The following is a 15,136-nucleotide window of genomic DNA, read 5'->3' on the forward strand; positions in this document are numbered from 1 at the left end:
CCAGTTACTACAATACAAGCTTTGGTCGATCAACATACGGAACTTCTTACTATACTTGAGTCTCAAGCCCTGAAATACCAATTAGATAGCTAGGGAACCAGCCCAACCAAGCATTTCAATTATCTGCCTGATGAATGTCAGCAGATGTAGCAGATTGTGATGCCTGACGGCAAGCCGTAAAGCGTCTACGCATTTCACAGGTGTATTTTAGTGAACTGGAGGAATCGGTGCAGAGGTTTTTAGAGTTGTTGGGAAAGCCCAAGCGTACTTAATTAAACTTTCTCTAACATTTTTAATTGTCTATCCATTTCACCACCCAGGAGCAAGATAATAATATTGAACTCTCGGTCAATGTGATATTTTTTCTGTAACAGTTATTGTCTGCCTTACGATTGAGTACATTTTTTCCTATCTCAATTACTATAAGGCTTTGGCTTTCGCGCTCCTGACTCCCTAGTTCCCAGTCTAAACTAGTCAGGAGCGCATCTGTGACTGCAACAAATTGAATTTTTCTTTAGTCTTTTGAACAGTCGTTTGATTTTTTAAGAAGGTATCTACTATGAATCGAGTTCTCAAACGCGCATTTCTACCCAGTTTCATGGCTGCCAGTTTAACTGGAATCTCCTTAGTCCCTCTTCAACCAGCAGCAGCTAACGACCGAATTTTAGGAGATGCAGCCCTTGGTGCTGGTACTTGTGTAGTAACTGGAGCAGCTAGAAGACGTGGTAATGTTTTACGCAATGCTGCTAAGTGTGGTGCGGCTGGTGCTGCCGTCAATTTGGTTGGACGTAAGAAAAAACGTAACTTGGGTAGAGATGCCGCAGTCGGTGCAGGAACTAGCGCTGGGGTTCGCGCTATTCTTGGCGGGCGCGAAGATGTGGCTGGCGATTTATTAGATGGCGCAGCAGCAGGTGCAGCTATTAATATTTTGAGGAGATAAACTCTCAATTCGTAATCTCTAATTTTGAGAGTTTACGAATTTATCTAATCTCCGCAAGAAGACTCCCGCCACACTCGCTTTCCTTGGCGGCGAGACGGCAGTATGCTTCAAGTCGGCAGAGCCGCCCAACGCACTGCCTCATGAATTGCGGGTCAAAAATGAAACGCCCTCTGACCAGAATTGAGCGTAAGCGAAATCAGGGGGGAGGGCAGTTGAGTTTTTGACAATATCATATTATAAAAATTTAATTGTAGAAGCTGCAAAAGCAGCAGGTATTGCGACACCAATTGTTTTTCTGATCTTAGTGGCTGTATTAGCGTTATTTCCAGAATTTACAGTTATATTGTCAGCACCAGTGGTTGTTGCAGGATTCAATGCCTTATTTGGCATGAGTATTGCGATGCCGATCGTACAATCGCTACTTCGTCATGCTCAAGCTGGTGGTTTTGGCACAGAAACTGCTGATGCTTGCAGAAATGTGCTTGGTGGATCTGCGCCTACTTGAAATCTGCGACAAATTTTAACTGGAGTGCTGGTTTTAGCTTCAAGGCTAGTGTCGTTTGTCTTGACTCCACACTCCAGCTTTAGAAGCGATCGCTAATCTCTGGGCATTCTCTCTCGAAAGCTATTTGATTCGGGCATTCCACGCCACCTTGCTGCGTTCTAGCCAAACCGCTTTTGAGCGTGAAAACAAAGTCAAGAGAACTGGGCAAACTGACTCATATAAGCTTCACTACGGAGATAGTTATCAATGTGGAAAAAAATCCTAAATAGCCCAGCTTTCTTGCTTGCTTGTGTCACTGTTGTCATTGCTGCTGTTGTACTTTCCCCCAAAACTAAATCGCTTATAGAAGCTGCGGCAGATTTCACGTCACCCCATGCAATGCCGCAGTCGCAAGAATGGACAGTTGCGAGTGTTGTCGATGGGGACACAATTGCGGTTAAACGTGACGGGGAAACCAAAAAAATCCGGTTCTGTGGGATTGATGCAGTCGAGAAGCAACAAAAGCTGGGGCCACAAGCCAAGTCTTACCTGCAATCTCTTATTGACAAAGGAAATGGCGTTGTTATGGTTATTCCCATCGAACAAGATAGGTCTGGGAGAACGGTTACTGAGGTGTTTGTCAAGCCGCGACCCGGAACGCCTGGATACCGAAGCGAAGAAGAGATATTTTTAAACGGTGAAATGGTCAGGGCTGGATTTGCCCGACACACCCACAATAGTGACAACTGCCCAAATGAGCTAGTGATAGAACAGTCACAGCAAATGGCGATCGCAAATCGCGTTGGGGTGTGGAATGACTCCAACGTAGTACCCCGTTAGAACTGGCAGTGAACGCACTCTGGAAGTTTTGGCATAGTACCAGTGTACTGCTTTGAAGCAAGCGATCGCTCCTGACACCATGTGGCCTGCTTTATTCCAAGCAAAAGCGGGATGCTTTTAAGGAGAAGTTTGAAACAGGTGAACTTGTGCAATGTATTGACGAGGCTTTTTCTTTAGATATGGATATCGAGTAATTAGGTTCTATCTGAGGCAAAGCCAGTCAATGCCAGCTATAACATTAGCTCCGATCTTTTAAGACAAAATCCAGCGCTCGCTAATCCTCCTGACATTGGCTACTAGATTGATACCACTTGTGTTGGTGTTAAACCTTGTGCAAAGATTCGATTTACTGGCAAGTTGTTAGAAAAGCCTCTGCTGAAGGAAAACTTAAGACAAGATTCTGTGCTGAAAAATCTTTCTGTGATTCGTCAGCCGAATGCTACCAATTACAAGATTACTCAGCAGTAATGGCAGCGTGTTCATGAGTTGAAAGGATAGCGATGAGCAACACTCTCCGAATTTTTAGAGGAAATCCAGACGAACGCAGTTGTTAAATTATAAATATAATATTGAGAGTAGAAATAAAGTCAAAAACTGCCCTAGACGAAACTTGAGCAGTTTTTGATAGAAGTAAATTATATAGGAGACTTTTAGTGCTGTCCCCAGTTTATCCATAGTAAATACCGTTATATAATACTATTCACCTCAAATCTCATGCTTTACGCAAAAAACGAATAATCTTAAAGTTGGCATTACAAAGGTTAGAAGTCAGCACAAGCCAGCGTATCACAGACGGCATCCGCTTCTCTACTGTCTACCTCTGATTTTCCTCAACTGGGCTAGGACTTGCAGATAGGCAGCGATCGCACTAAGCTCACGGGCTTCAGGCGATCGCCTTTGTGGGATATTTTTATTCTGGAATGCGTTCCGCTCCGAACTTGCGCTGATGCCAGTAAGGATAGATTGGCGCGATGGCGCTAACCTCATTGAGCCGATTTACTTCCTCTAATGTTAGCTCCCACTGAGCAGCACCAAGGTTGTCTCGAAGTTGTTGTTCATTCCGCGCTCCGATAATAACAGATGTAATACCAGACTGACGTAATAGCCAGTTGAGTGCGACTTGAGCAACACTGACACCACGGTTATTAGCCACTTCGTGCAGAACTTCCACAATGTCGTATCCCTTTTCCAGGTCACTGACAGTACCAATATCACCGATTTTTGCTCGTCGCGTCCCCTCCGGTTAGGACTGACCACGACGATACTTACCTGAGAGGAAACCAAAAGCAAGCGGACTCCACACCAAGATACCCACACCTTGATCTAAAGAAAGAGGAATTAGTTCAAATTCCAACTCTCGCGCCACAAGTGAGTAATAAACCTGTTGTGATACATAGCGTTCCAAGTTCAAACGCTCTGATACAGACAGCGCCTTCATTAAATGCCAAGCTGAATAATTAGAGCAACCAATGTAGCGAATTTTGCCACTACTTACAAGTGAATCTAAGGCGCGAAGTGTTTCTTCTAGTGGAGTTAGAGCATCGAAACCATGAACTTGATAGAGGTCGATGTAATCTGTGTCTAATCGACGTAGGCTGTCCTCACAGGCTCGAATCAGATGATAACGTGACAATCCAGTATCATTTGCTCCTTTTCCCATACGACCATAAGCCTTAGTTGCAATAATTACGTCAGTTCGACGCTTTCCGAGAGCTTTACCAAGAATCTCCTCAGAAAGTCCATTCGAGTAAACATCTGCTGTGTCAAAGATGTTGACACCTGCATCAAGGCAAATATCAATCAGATGTTGCGCCTCGTCTACCTGAGTCGCCCCAATTTCTTGGAAGAAGTCGCTACCACCGAATGTCATTGTACCGAAACTGAGAACCGAAATCTTAAGACCGGACTTTCCTAAAAATCGCGTTTCCATCGCTGTTACTCCTTGAAGCCGTGCCTATTTAAAGTCAAGTGAACATTTTCTCACAATCGATAGTTTCTGTGGAACAGCTTATGATATCTTCTCAAGAATCTGATTACTCATCTGAATTTGGTTTTTTCCGATATTACGTTTGAGTAAGAAAATACCTGCATCATGCGCTTGCTGACCACCAGCACTAAAGCAAGCATCCTCGATAATTACTGGTTCAATACCGCGCTCAAAAGAGTCAATTGCTGTCTGGAAAATACAGCTATCAGTTTCAACTCCACAAAGATATATTTTGCTGATTTGATTAATCAAAATAAAACTCGAAAAACTTTCCGTAAATGCAGAGTAATAAGCCTTATCAAAATATTATGTATATATGGTTGAAGTTCATCAATAATGCTCGTTTCTGGTTCATGTATCAAGCTTGACCAATGAATTAGCTTCACATAATTACTGTCAGCAGTATTGATAAATTTTGTAAATCCAACGAGTTTACCAGCCTCTAAAAAATGCTCAATTAGCTTAATGACAGTAGGAATAATATGTCTACATTTTTCAGGCATAAAACCATTTTGCATATCTACTACAAGAAGTATTTCGCTCATTTGTGCCAGAATTTATTTAGATTAAGAGTTAGAACATTAAATAAAACAATATTATACAAGTAATCTCCAAGTCACAAGATGGAGTTTTTCAAGTAAAAAATATATGAGTAATACTGAATTTCATCCTTACTGGAGTTGATGCTATTGCCATTACTCCAGATAGCAAAAAGCTTGTTACTGGTAGTTTTGGTCAGCTAGTTTCTCGAAATCGTGCGATTAGTACTCTGAAATTATCGATTCCCTCTCTTATTCTCTTATTGCCAAAAGCCCTGCTGATGTGGGCTATTGGAGTGATGAGTGGCGTGTTGATGGGAAATCTGGCGCAAAGATCCAGTTTGGGAGCTTTTGTGTTAGAGAAACCATTGCTGAGGGCAAACTTAAAGAATTAATTTTAATGTTCAGAAGGCAGAAGTACGAAGGCAGAAGGGAACCCACGTTTAAAAACGTGAGATTGAAGCAATGACGCTTTGTATCTCGCGCTACGCGTCTCGATACAATTCTTTTTATACTAGTGGGCTTTATACCCACAACTAAAGTTTTTACTAATACTTCTTTCCTTCTGCCTTCTGCCCTCTGCCCTCTGCCTTTCTTTGTAATAAATCACGAGAGAATAGCGTTTAGAGATATGTGCATAATAAATGATAGCTCTACTAAAAAGATAACAGGAAAAGTTAGGCTTCTGTTTGGCAGGCTTAACGACTTGATACTAATCTCAGTCCCAGTACACCTGCACAAATTAAGCCAATGCAAATAAAACGCTTTACAGAAGCAGGTTCACCAAATAAAAATACTCCTAAGAAAGCCGTACCCATTGCTCCTATGCCAGTCCAAACGGCGTAAGCAGTACCTACTGGTAATGTGCGTAGTGCTATCGATAGAAAGAAAAAACTCAATATCATACAAACAACTGTGGGAATACTGAAAGCCAGTTTAGTAAAGCCTTGTGAATATTTCAAACCAATTGCCCATGCAATTTCTAACAACCCTGCAACCAACAAATACACCCACGCCATTATTTATTCTCCTGCACATTGTAGAAATTAAAACTTTTATTTTTTAACGATTTTTCTTGTATTAAATATAAAGAAATATTGCGGCTTTGCCAGATTCAATTAGCTGCTTAAATTCCAAAGACACAATTAATTGAGTCCGATAGTATCTCTCTGTTAATGCTAGAAGTTTTATAAGGCAGCCAGGATTTAACTAATTGATAGTTAAATCCTGGCTGCATTGTAAATTATGAATCCTCTGCTCGTTGTCGCTCAATAGGTAGAGCTTCTAAATTTGGAAAAGGTAACATAGTTGCTCAAGGCATAGCCTCTATATGCTGCGATTGCTGCTAGAGGAACGAAGTATCGATTGCCTATTGAACGTTCCCTGGCTATTTATAGTACTTGTGTACTAAATAGATGTCCTATCTCTTGTGGCTGAATATGAAAATGGATTTACCTAATCGAAAATGAAACTGTTACACCAATTAGACGGTTTTGGAGCAAAATAGCGATTATCTATCGCGCTAAATCGACACAGTAATAGTCGTCGTGTATTGTTAATTTTCGTGTGTTGCTAGAAAATTATTCCTTTCCCCTTTCTGGATAAGAGGTAATAATGCTAGATTTCGATTACTTGCAATACTTCAGGGTAATTTATGAATAAAGGTGAACTAGTGGATGCTGTAGCAGCAAAGACCAACATCACAAAAAAGCAAGCCGATGAAGTCATTAGTGCTTTTTTGTCAGTTGTTACCGAGGCTGTAGCCAATGGGGATAAGGTAACGCTCATTGGTTTTGGGTCATTCGAGCGACGCGAACGCTCCGAACGTGAGGGGCGAAATCCCAAAACGAATGAGCCAATGACTATTCCAGCGACTAAAGTTCCTGCGTTTTCTGCTGGGAAACAGTTTAAAGAAAAAGTAGCGCCATAGATGAATTGCTTTATCACTGGCAATCCAATCACTGCAAAGCCATAATCGATTAATTTAAGTATCGAATCGACTGTGAAACTTTGACTGCTTCTTGGGGAGTAACGTTACTGCAATTAGACAATTCTGGCATTACTCCCGTACCAACAAATCTGTAAAAGGGGCCATTTTGCTCTCCCCACCACTGCGATAGCAATGTTGGTTGTTTGGCATTACCGTATAATCCCTGCTCCAAAGTGCTTTTTCCAAATATCGGAGAATTTATCGGGTAACTGCGCGACCCAGAAGGTAAGTCGCCAATACCCCCAGATACTGACTCAATCGCAAAGCATTTATCTGCACTTAAATTTTGGTAAACAATTAAGTAACGCAAACTGTCAACATTTTCGCGTCCAGCCGAAACATAATTATCAGATTAACCATAAGCACCGTTGGGAAGAAATCCTAAGAGTTGCTTCAATCTCTGGTCTGCTTCTTCATAGCAGTGACTAGGCATTTGATAATTCATAAAGGGTTCGTACTTATGCCCAACCAGTCTTTTTGCATAGGTAATCTGCGTAATATAGCGAGTTATAGAGGACGAATTTCTAGACCCTCTATGCCATACCTGATTGTTAAAACAAACAGCAGAACCCATTGCTCCCAAGCAGTTATAAACCCGGTCTTCATATCCAGAAATATCACCATTGCAGAACTTGCCAAATAGATGAGATCCTGGAATCACCTGAGTTGGTCCATTTCTTTCAGATAGTACATCTGTCAAGTAATAATTTACTGTGAATGCTAGAACATTCAGGCGAATGTTGTTTAACGGTTCCCCATCAAGGGAAATTACGTGCGGTGTATCGTCTTGATGCCAAGCATTTTTAGCCAAACCATCAGTGTTTGGAGGAATCTTAAATGAGTTATTGTGTATAACATGAATTATATTAGCATTGGGAACACCATCCTGTATTGAACAACCTATTCCATTTGCTCCACCAATTAAATGTTCTGCAAATGTAACTATGGGTTCTAAAGCAAAAAGATTTAGATTTTGCTTTGAATGCTCGAACATTCGCTTCATCATCATTTTTTTTGATTCATGATAATTTTCACCTTCAATTTTTTTGAGAGTTTCATCTAAATCATTCTTTAGAAGCTCACATTGTTCAGGTGTCAACACATTGTCAATTACAAGAAAACCATGAGTATGAAAAAACTCAATCCATTCATTTAGTTGCTCTATAGTTGTTTTTTTACCAGTTAAATATTCAGTCATTTTTTTCTTTGTTTTTCAATAGTTAGAGGTTAGGGATGGATCATCTCTTGGTCACTTTCAGGACTGGATTTACCAGTGCGGTTATAAAAAAAACCTCCATTTTTAAAATACCAAGTCGTATCAACTCTTTGAAGAATTTGAAAGTGAAGGGGATGAATAATGCTTGTGGTTGACATAAGCTTATACTAAAATCCCTGTATCAAATATACCAACTACTATGTCTGGCAAAGGATTTGGACAACCCCAACCCGCCAAAATCGATAAACTTGTTGAATCTGCGGTGCGTTATTGCCACAAGCGACACCCAGAAGCCTTAGACCAAATTTTTGACAATCTGCCTGTTAAGCTCAACCAACAAGTAGTAACAGGTATTTTGGCAGCATTTCAGGGAGATATTGATACTTTGAGTTGGTTTTGTGGTTACATGGCATCAGAAATCAACCGCACTCAAGATAACCAAAAGTCCCATCATCCCATCGCGGAACTTAGCAAAACTCTTATTACATTGGGGATGGAACCGTTTACTGATTTTATGCCTTATCCTGGTTGCCGCCTCGTCATACTCAATTCGGAAAAATTTGAATCATTACCAGAGTCAGTTCAAACCATAGTGCAGCAAGCTTTTGATATTAGGGAAAGTAGTGGGACAGAGGCACAAAGGATAAATGATGCGTTGCTGCAAGAGTTGATGGTTCAGGAGTAAAAAATTGGAATGTGAAGGAGTACCCACACACCAACTATTGGAGACGCTCCGCGTCGCAAGATCCACCCACGTTCGCGTAGCGTGCTGTAGGCAAGTGGTACGGCATCGTCTCCACTTATAAAGCACAAGTAAAGGCACCCTATCCAAAAGGTTGCCCCCAGCGCTCCCAGTTCTCCTTATTAAATGGACTGCGCCACTTCAAAATCAGACTCAACTCCAATTCCTGGCGTGAGCGTCGGTGAATAGGTGTATCCCACCAGAAAGCGATGCTCACTTCTCGTTGCAGTCCATAATGATGATGCAGTGAATGGTAGCTGTCTAAGTATTGCTTGCATCCATGCTCACCTTTCCACCGTTTACCAGATCGTCTTGTTTCACCAACATACAACAGCAAGGGTATGGCATTATCAATCACAAAATAAATAGCGGCGCTACCCGCATCTGTTGGCATCCTGTAAAACGCCATTGATTGCAAGGGCAGAGTAAAAGGATCTATCGCGTCTGGGTTGCAGTGGTTGGGTGCAATGTCAAATAACGCCGTCTGCTGTGGTGGTTTGTTCTCTCTCACCCGTTGTTGATAGTCCAAAATTTGCGCTTTCCACTTTAGCAACGCCTCTTGGCTCATCACCAGCGCCTCTGCTCTACGTGCTGGCGTGGGTTTCACATCTGAGAATAGGTTTAGCTGGTTGGGTTCCAATATATTACGGGGAGCGTGCCGACTAGCTGATTATCCAAGAGAACTGAAAGGCAATACACCTGTCAAAGAATTATGTATGCCTTTGATATTCAATCTGCACTTGGTTAACGTCAAGCTCAGATTCTAAAAACACGAGTTTTTCTACTTGCAATATAAAACTGCCCTTGCGATCGCGTTTAAAAGTTCGGTTTCCATTGACCAAATCCCCTCACGGGGACTGAAACTTTTAGGGAATCGGAAGTGTTCGTGGAGGTAAGTCACGAACCAAACCCAGTTAGCTTTCCTTCGGGGCGCGAGTCTAATGCTCAAGGAACTCGCACCCGATAGAGACAAAATTCTGAGGCGCTTCTTTCCTGGTGTTCCATTGTTTTAGGTGAACGCTACACAAATCAATGATTATTTGGCTGGTAAAACTCAACCCTCTGTGGTGCTGATGAGTGGTTTATTGAAAGCGTAAATGTCAGGCATAGTAATGTTTTTACCTCCTGGCTCAAATAGTATTGCTTTTATCTCCCTATCGGCTAATATCCTAATTTCTCAATCAAAGCTACACTACCATCGGAAAACGTCAAGATTTTGGGATAGCAACAGATGATTGATCTCTACACCTTCACCACGCCCAATGGACGCAAAGCTTCCGTCATGCTGGAAGAAATCGAATTGCCCTACAATGTCCACAAAATTGACATTACTCAACAACAGCAATTTACACCTGAATACATCGCCATCAATCCCAATAGTAAAATTCCGGCTATTGTTGACCAAGAAACTGGGATTAAAGTCTTTGAATCGGGTGCAATTCTAATTTACCTAGCCGAAAAAACAGGTAAACTCTTACCCACTGAACAAAAAAGCCGTTTTCAAGTACTACAGTGGCTGATGTTCCAAATGGGAGGAGTCGGGCCAATGTTTGGGCAACTTAACCACTTTAAACGCTTTGCACCCGAAAAACTTCCCTATGCCATTGAGCGTTATGAAAAGGAAACTTTACGTATTTATGGTGTCTTAGATAAACAACTGCAAGACAATGAATTTATCTGTGGTGACTATTCTATTGCTGATATTGCTACTTATCCGTGGGTAGCGATTTATGAATTTCAGGGTTTAACACTCGACAACTACCCAAATCTCAAACGCTGGGTGGACATGGTACAGCAACGTCCGGCTGTGCAACGCGGAATGCAAGTTCCTTAAATGCAGGAGGAGGGATGAGTCAACAATGGGGATGATCCAAACTCCATCCCAGCCAACAGTAAAATCATTCGCTCGGAAGTAACCGCAAAGCAATCCCAAGTATTACTGGATTACGGACGGCATCCGTGGCTTTGACCAGATACACTAGGGACTGCTGGCGATGGAGTACTATAAAGGAAAATCAAGATAGCGGTGATCATAGCTCCGGCGATCGCAGTTAAGATTATGGCAGTTCTCCACAATGGCTTCATGTTGCTAATTCCGTTGTCACAATATTAAGAAAGCACAATCTTATTGAAGCCCCACCGCTCTAGTTAGTAAACCCAGTAGCGATATCATCAGTCTTAGCTGCCATAATGAAATCGTTGCGATGCAGTGCTTGAATCGCGTGTGTCCACCAAGTAACTGTTACCTTGCCCCATTCGGTCAGTAAAGCGGGGTGATGTCCTTGTTTGTCAGCTTCTTCACCCACTAGTTGAGTAAAGGCTAGTGCTGTCTGAAAATCAGGAAAGTTGTAGACACGCTGTAGATGTGACTCACCATTCTCCTCAATCATCTTCCAATTAGGTATCTGAGGCTGAAGTTCAGCAATTTCAGTCTCAGTTACTGGCAGCGAATTCCCACTACAGGGAACACAAGTTTTTTGTAGTAAAGCTTCCACTGTTCTTGCTCCTTCACGAGTCACAATTTCAATTGAGTGTGCTGAATCAGTTGTGGTTAGAGATAATCCCTAATTCAGTAGTCTGCCTCTAATTTCAGCTTACTACTACTTCCCTTTGAATCGACTAAAATTCTACATCTGATGTCAATCAAAACCTAAAAGGTTAGAGAAGTAATCCAAGGGTTGAATGACAGGGATAGCTATTGTTTTGATTCGCTCAAAGGCTGATTTTTTCTTTGATAAGCGATGGCTTATGGCACTTCCAGACTAGGAAATGCCCAGCCCAACGGGAAAGCCAGTTAAGAGAACGTGCTCAACCCGTCTATATTCAGAGGACTCACCGGATCAAATATATTTTGAGCTAGACTTTGGATTAAGGCTCTGAAAGCCCTTCTATGAAGAAACACTACTGCCAACGGTGCTTTGATCATTGGTGTTCGCGTTCGCAAACGCCAACGCCAACGGGTTCCGCAATCCATTATCCTGCGAGGGGACTGGTATTAAGTTCGGTGAATCACTGACGATATGTCTGAAGCGAATGCAACGAAAATAAACTTACGCCATGCTACCTTTGCTGATTTTTCTTCCAGCAGCGCCTCAATGATGCGTTACACCTGTTCACCTTTTACTTCAGTTTTAGTAGGACATCATTTATTGTAAAACTGGGCTTAGTCATCTCCATCCATTAAGCGACAACGGCTTTGGGTCTTGCAAGCAAGTCGAGAAGAACGCTCTCGTACAATAGTCGCTAAATCTGGTCGTCCTGTTAGAAAAAGTCGCCAATCAGCCCAAATTCCATATAGAAAGTCGGCAATAGCACCGATAACTGGTAAGGAAGTTGCAGCATAGACCCAACCCATCCCCAGAATTTCGTAAATGCGATGGAAAACTTCAACATTTTTAACTAGCGTCCCGTCTGGCAACACAGCATGAATACGCCCCATTGCAGTTTCATAGTCAACACCGCCATCTGCTTGGGGATTGTAATCATCAGCTGCAATATCTACAAACGCCACCAGCCCTCGATCCGCGTCTCGCTTCTTCAAAAAGTTAACCTCACGCAGACACAAGGGACATTGGCCGTCATACAGCAGTTTGATTTTCCACGACGGCAGAGTGGATAAAGGCTGGTCTAGAGAGTTGTTACAACCGTAGGATTGGATTTGTGGTGAGGACATTTTGGGATCTTAACTAAGTTTATTTCCTTACATCTTGCGTAACGCCTCTGGAATTATAGGGTTTGGCCCATTCGAGCGACACGTAGCTTGCCGTCGTAGGCATCGCTACTAGCGTGAAGGGCGTAATTGCAAAACCCAAGAGGTAATGACAATTCCAGCCACTAGAGTGCCTGCATTTTCTGCTTGTTACAGTTTAAAGAAAAAGTAGCGCCATAGATGAATTGCTTTATCACTAGCAATCCAATCACTGCTTCCTCTGTAGCGTTCGCTGTTCTCAAGACGGCGTGGGGCAACGGTAGATGGAATGTGAGCGTTGAATTGCAGATTAAAAAAAAGCGCGATCGCTGAATTTATTTTGGGCATTCTGAAAAGATAGCGTTTACTGAAGAAAATCATGTTTAAAGGATTCGGTGGCCCAAAGAAAAAATCAGTGCTTAAGGACAACGAACTGACCACAGGGATTGTTCAGCATCCAGTTACGGGACTTTGGCAGACATGGATATCATTTACTGGTAATGATATTCAATGTATTACCGCCCATGCGAACCCTGATGATGCTGACCGGGTAGCGAAACAGATTGCTGATGCTTGGAGTGAAGGGAAATATAAAACTGGGGAAGAGGTGACAGCTTTGATTAAATCTCTGCCGACTGATGCTGTCATAGACCCATTGCCCCAAAATATTGTGATGCAATTAAGTCAGCAGGCATTAAGCGCAAGGAAGTAGTTAGAGCGATGGCTACGCCAACGTCTGCGATGAACGCTCTAAACAGTATCATCCATCCATCCGCACTCTGGATTTTGACAGTCCCAATGCACCCGTGCTGACCAGTCCCGATCAAATTCAGCACTACACTGGGGGCATCTACCAGTAAACATCGGATGCCAATCAAGTAACTCCAGTTTTTGCTGTTGTGTCCACCTCTGTTGTGGTTGCAGTATTAATTCACTGTTATAGTAACTTGCCCCCTCCGGTTGCCATAACTCCTCTGCTTTGGCGTTGGGGTCAAGTCGAAAGTCCAAGCAGCTCTCACCCTCTACCCCATCAGGGTGAACAACACAGACGAGGTGGGGGTTATGTGAATAGAGGAGACAGTTATCGCACTCTGGAAGTTTTGGCATAGTACCAGTGTACTGCTTTATCACAAGCGTTCGCTTGGCTGAAATTGGGAATCCTAAAAGAAGAAGTTTTGAGTGATTTTTAGTACAAATGGTTTTTAAATTTCGCTTGATTGGTGTTGCGGCTTTGCTTCTAGCTCAAATGTCGTTACCCGTATTTGCCAACAATCTTACCGCTACAGTTGTAAGCGTAGGTGACGGTGACACCATACGGGTGAGAGCGGGTAACAAAACTGTAACAGTTCGCCTCGCTTGCAAGTAAAAATGTTTTATCAATATCAAGATTGTTCAATTGACTCCGAACCTTTAAAGATTGTTGGAATGGGCATCACCATCAACATTATTAAGTTAGAAACCCAAAACAAGACAACAACGCCAAAACCCAATAATGTCAAATAGGAAAATGTTAATTGTGTGAGTCCATTAAGCAGTTGCCACAACCGAAAAGCTGTGTATAAAAAGCCAACAGGTACAACAATACTTGGCACTAGGGAGCGACTAAAAACACGTTCAGATATGAGTTGTACAGCGACTATCAACAGGTAACTTCCCCAAAATACCCATGCAGATGGTTGTTTCCAAGCCAGAGCTAACAAGCACATCGGTAACAAAACTCCAGCAAAGGAGGCTAATTTGACCCACCATCGCAGAAATTGCCATTGCTGCTGGTTATACCCAATTTCTGCCGTAAAGGGTAAACGTCGAGCTTTCACACCAAAACCATAGCCAAGAGCTAGCAGGCTTATAATCAGAATAAAAAGCGTTAGAATCCATCCATTATTAACTGTCATCTGCTCGAAAATACCAATTTTCATACTCTTAGTTTAATCTGGCTTTAACAGCCTCGCTCCACCTTGGCTGCCAATAACAATATTTCGCCTTTTACTTTTAAATACTCAGTGTGCAATGTGTTGATTCAAGCTAGTCGAAGGTTGAAGACGAACTCCTCTCTCTTTTGCTCTAGCAGTCCTAGTTCATCGCTTCCCAAATTGATTTTCTCTTTTATTGTCGAAAGTGATGCTGATATAGGCGATTGGAGTGATGAGTGATGTATTGGGAGACTGTCTTACTTTCCAGACATACTGTAAGTAATAAATTTACAAGTTCGTAGTCTTATCGAGTCTCTTAAAGGCTAACCAGTAGGTTGCTCAATTAGTCACAAATTTATTAGATATTGTACTAAGAAGCTCATCATCATGGAGCTAGTACTCAAAAATAGTCACTCATTTTCGGAATTATTAATACTGCTTATACCTAGTTTTTAATCGACAACTATTAATAAACAATTTTTGTAGCAGCAAATGTCAAAGGCTAAGAATTCCTTAACGCTGCGTCCGCCCAAAACTGTCCCAATTAATATTAGTAATGTGCAAGAGAATGCATTTATTTTGTAGTACAAAAAATCGAGATAACCTTTGATGAACAACTCATTAGCGAAAAATGATACGAACATTTTAGTAATTGGAGCAGGAGTCAGTGGTCTAACAACTGCTATATGTCTAAGAGAGGCGGGTTTTAATGTTGTGATTGTTGCAGATCGTTTTGCTCCAGATTTAACCTCTATTGTGGCAGGTGCATTATGGGAATGGCCTCCAGCAGTCTGTGG

The 15,136-nt window shown here is 42.1% G+C and carries 22 protein-coding genes and 2 pseudogenes; 10 read left to right on the forward strand and 14 right to left on the reverse strand.

The window, feature by feature from the left end; translation table 11 throughout:
- Nucleotides 1-559: 559 nt before the first annotated feature.
- From V7L01_RS34855 to V7L01_RS34865, 3 genes are all read left to right on the forward strand, one after another.
- Nucleotides 560-940 carry a hypothetical protein gene (locus V7L01_RS34855; protein ID WP_335042931.1) on the forward strand — a complete coding sequence of 127 codons (381 nt, stop codon included), beginning with the start codon at nucleotides 560-562 and terminating at the stop codon, nucleotides 938-940.
- A gap of 220 nt (nucleotides 941-1,160) precedes the next feature.
- Nucleotides 1,161-1,445: a hypothetical protein gene (locus V7L01_RS34860; RefSeq protein ID WP_335042932.1), complete on the forward strand. Its 285-nt coding sequence runs from the start codon at nucleotides 1,161-1,163 to the stop codon at nucleotides 1,443-1,445.
- 246 nt (nucleotides 1,446-1,691) lie between these two features.
- A complete protein-coding gene (locus V7L01_RS34865) occupies nucleotides 1,692-2,264 on the forward strand; it encodes a thermonuclease family protein (protein ID WP_335042934.1) in 573 nt (190 codons plus the stop codon).
- Between the two features lie 910 nt (nucleotides 2,265-3,174).
- Here V7L01_RS34865 and V7L01_RS34870 read toward each other — a convergent pair.
- The 4 genes and pseudogenes from V7L01_RS34870 to sugE form a co-directional block, all read right to left on the reverse strand.
- Nucleotides 3,175-4,194, reverse strand: a pseudogene (locus V7L01_RS34870) (aldo/keto reductase).
- Nucleotides 4,195-4,272: 78 nt separating this feature from the next.
- The gene (locus V7L01_RS34875) at nucleotides 4,273-4,503 is read right to left on the reverse strand and encodes an isochorismatase family protein (protein ID WP_335042935.1); all 231 of its coding nucleotides are present in this window, start codon (nucleotides 4,501-4,503) and stop codon (nucleotides 4,273-4,275) included.
- Nucleotides 4,500-4,796, reverse strand: coding sequence for an isochorismatase family protein (locus tag V7L01_RS34880; RefSeq protein ID WP_335042937.1), 297 nt, complete (start codon nucleotides 4,794-4,796; stop codon nucleotides 4,500-4,502). Before V7L01_RS34880 ends, V7L01_RS34875 begins: the two co-directional genes overlap by 4 nt.
- Before the next feature lie 692 nt (nucleotides 4,797-5,488).
- Entirely contained in the window at nucleotides 5,489-5,809 is a 321-nt protein-coding gene (gene sugE, locus V7L01_RS34885) for a quaternary ammonium compound efflux SMR transporter SugE (RefSeq protein ID WP_335042938.1), read from the reverse strand.
- Between the two features lie 635 nt (nucleotides 5,810-6,444).
- Here sugE and V7L01_RS34890 point away from each other — a divergent pair.
- Entirely contained in the window at nucleotides 6,445-6,720 is a 276-nt protein-coding gene (locus V7L01_RS34890; protein WP_335042939.1) for an HU family DNA-binding protein, read from the forward strand.
- Between the two features lie 49 nt (nucleotides 6,721-6,769).
- Here the strand turns inward: V7L01_RS34890 and V7L01_RS34895 are convergent, their stop codons facing one another.
- From V7L01_RS34895 to V7L01_RS34905, 3 genes are read right to left on the reverse strand one after another with little or no spacing between them, the layout of a single operon-like run.
- On the reverse strand, nucleotides 6,770-7,090 hold the full coding sequence (locus tag V7L01_RS34895; RefSeq protein ID WP_335042940.1) for a hypothetical protein: 321 nt from the start codon (nucleotides 7,088-7,090) through the stop codon (nucleotides 6,770-6,772).
- 42 nt (nucleotides 7,091-7,132) lie between these two features.
- Nucleotides 7,133-7,978: a phytanoyl-CoA dioxygenase family protein gene (locus V7L01_RS34900; RefSeq protein ID WP_335042941.1), complete on the reverse strand. Its 846-nt coding sequence runs from the start codon at nucleotides 7,976-7,978 to the stop codon at nucleotides 7,133-7,135.
- Between the two features lie 29 nt (nucleotides 7,979-8,007).
- Nucleotides 8,008-8,154, reverse strand: coding sequence for a hypothetical protein (locus tag V7L01_RS34905; protein ID WP_335042942.1), 147 nt, complete (start codon nucleotides 8,152-8,154; stop codon nucleotides 8,008-8,010).
- Nucleotides 8,155-8,195: 41 nt separating this feature from the next.
- Between V7L01_RS34905 and V7L01_RS34910 the strand changes: the two genes are divergently transcribed.
- Nucleotides 8,196-8,681 (forward strand): hypothetical protein, encoded by a 486-nt coding sequence (locus tag V7L01_RS34910; protein WP_335042943.1) that lies wholly within the window; start codon nucleotides 8,196-8,198, stop codon nucleotides 8,679-8,681.
- 139 nt (nucleotides 8,682-8,820) lie between these two features.
- On the opposite strand, the gene V7L01_RS34915 is transcribed toward V7L01_RS34910, so the two are convergent.
- A complete protein-coding gene (locus tag V7L01_RS34915) occupies nucleotides 8,821-9,345 on the reverse strand; it encodes a GIY-YIG nuclease family protein (RefSeq protein WP_335042944.1) in 525 nt (174 codons plus the stop codon).
- A gap of 624 nt (nucleotides 9,346-9,969) precedes the next feature.
- On the opposite strand from V7L01_RS34915, the gene V7L01_RS34920 reads away from it, so the two are divergent.
- On the forward strand, nucleotides 9,970-10,572 hold the full coding sequence (locus V7L01_RS34920; protein WP_335042945.1) for a glutathione binding-like protein: 603 nt from the start codon (nucleotides 9,970-9,972) through the stop codon (nucleotides 10,570-10,572).
- Between the two features lie 110 nt (nucleotides 10,573-10,682).
- On the opposite strand, the gene V7L01_RS34925 is transcribed toward V7L01_RS34920, so the two are convergent.
- The 3 genes from V7L01_RS34925 to V7L01_RS34935 form a co-directional block, all read right to left on the reverse strand.
- A complete protein-coding gene (locus V7L01_RS34925; protein WP_335042947.1) occupies nucleotides 10,683-10,823 on the reverse strand; it encodes a hypothetical protein in 141 nt (46 codons plus the stop codon).
- Between the two features lie 59 nt (nucleotides 10,824-10,882).
- On the reverse strand, nucleotides 10,883-11,257 hold the full coding sequence (locus tag V7L01_RS34930; protein ID WP_335042948.1) for a 4a-hydroxytetrahydrobiopterin dehydratase: 375 nt from the start codon (nucleotides 11,255-11,257) through the stop codon (nucleotides 10,883-10,885).
- A gap of 644 nt (nucleotides 11,258-11,901) precedes the next feature.
- Nucleotides 11,902-12,411 carry a thiol-disulfide oxidoreductase DCC family protein gene (locus tag V7L01_RS34935; protein ID WP_335042949.1) on the reverse strand — a complete coding sequence of 170 codons (510 nt, stop codon included), beginning with the start codon at nucleotides 12,409-12,411 and terminating at the stop codon, nucleotides 11,902-11,904.
- Nucleotides 12,412-12,523: 112 nt separating this feature from the next.
- On the opposite strand from V7L01_RS34935, the pseudogene V7L01_RS34940 reads away from it, so the two are divergent.
- Nucleotides 12,524-12,627: pseudogene (locus V7L01_RS34940) on the forward strand (HU family DNA-binding protein); the annotation flags it as partial.
- On the opposite strand, the gene V7L01_RS34945 reads toward V7L01_RS34940, so the two are convergent.
- Entirely contained in the window at nucleotides 12,598-12,774 is a 177-nt protein-coding gene (locus tag V7L01_RS34945) for a hypothetical protein (RefSeq protein ID WP_335042950.1), read from the reverse strand. The pseudogene V7L01_RS34940 and the gene V7L01_RS34945 overlap by 30 nt on opposite strands.
- 31 nt (nucleotides 12,775-12,805) lie before the next feature.
- On the opposite strand from V7L01_RS34945, the gene V7L01_RS34950 reads away from it, so the two are divergent.
- Complete coding sequence (locus V7L01_RS34950; RefSeq protein WP_335042951.1) at nucleotides 12,806-13,138, forward strand: hypothetical protein; 333 nt, start codon at nucleotides 12,806-12,808, stop codon at nucleotides 13,136-13,138.
- A gap of 38 nt (nucleotides 13,139-13,176) precedes the next feature.
- Here the strand turns inward: V7L01_RS34950 and V7L01_RS34955 are convergent, their stop codons facing one another.
- Nucleotides 13,177-13,533 carry a hypothetical protein gene (locus tag V7L01_RS34955; RefSeq protein WP_335042958.1) on the reverse strand — a complete coding sequence of 119 codons (357 nt, stop codon included), beginning with the start codon at nucleotides 13,531-13,533 and terminating at the stop codon, nucleotides 13,177-13,179.
- Nucleotides 13,534-13,621: 88 nt separating this feature from the next.
- Between V7L01_RS34955 and V7L01_RS34960 the strand changes: the two genes are divergently transcribed.
- Nucleotides 13,622-13,792 carry a thermonuclease family protein gene (locus V7L01_RS34960; RefSeq protein WP_335042953.1) on the forward strand — a complete coding sequence of 57 codons (171 nt, stop codon included), beginning with the start codon at nucleotides 13,622-13,624 and terminating at the stop codon, nucleotides 13,790-13,792.
- Between the two features lie 16 nt (nucleotides 13,793-13,808).
- Here V7L01_RS34960 and V7L01_RS34965 read toward each other — a convergent pair whose 3' ends face one another.
- Nucleotides 13,809-14,345, reverse strand: a complete 537-nt coding sequence (locus V7L01_RS34965) for a hypothetical protein (RefSeq protein WP_335042954.1) — start codon at nucleotides 14,343-14,345, stop codon at nucleotides 13,809-13,811.
- 603 nt (nucleotides 14,346-14,948) lie between these two features.
- Here V7L01_RS34965 and V7L01_RS34970 point away from each other — a divergent pair.
- The coding region (locus V7L01_RS34970; RefSeq protein ID WP_335042956.1) for an FAD-dependent oxidoreductase at nucleotides 14,949-15,136 on the forward strand (188 nt) is incomplete at its 3' end.

The sequence above is a fragment of the Nostoc sp. genome (assembly GCF_036917095.1).
In the GTDB taxonomy this organism is placed as follows: Bacteria; Cyanobacteriota; Cyanobacteriia; order Cyanobacteriales; family Nostocaceae; genus Nostoc.